The sequence below is a fragment of the Seonamhaeicola marinus genome (assembly GCF_008085455.1).
The window spans coordinates 352-768 of record NZ_VSDQ01000832.1; the positions used below are offsets into that span (position 1 = coordinate 352).

Annotated in this window: 1 pseudogene; it reads right to left on the minus strand. The window is 31.4% G+C overall.

The window, feature by feature from the left end:
* Positions 1–234, minus strand: a pseudogene (locus FUA24_RS25950) (ribonuclease E/G); the annotation flags it as partial.
* Positions 235–417 lie beyond the last annotated feature (183 nt).

Here is a 417-nt window from a genome sequence, read left to right on the forward strand (position 1 = left end):
AGGTAGTTTTGGGCCTAAATCATGATAATGCAAAAACGCATCTTTTTCATAACCTACATTAACAAATGCAGCATTTAAACCTGGTACAGTTTTTCTTATTTTGGCTATAAACACATCACCAACAGAAAAATTGTTGTCATCTTCATCTTTTTGTAATTCAATTAGTTTTCCATCTTTTAATAAGGCAAAATCAACGGTTTCTGAACTAGAACGAATAATCAATTCTTTATCCATGTAGTTAATTTTTATCCATACCTTTTAGTATGCAGTAGCAGTTTACAGTTCACAGTGTTTTACTGTTTACTAAAACTGAACACTGTTTACTGAATTGTACAGATGGATTAAACAATATTTTTAATTATACAACGCTTGTTTGCGGTGTATAATTTCACAGGTCCCGATAGTGTAATCGGGGTT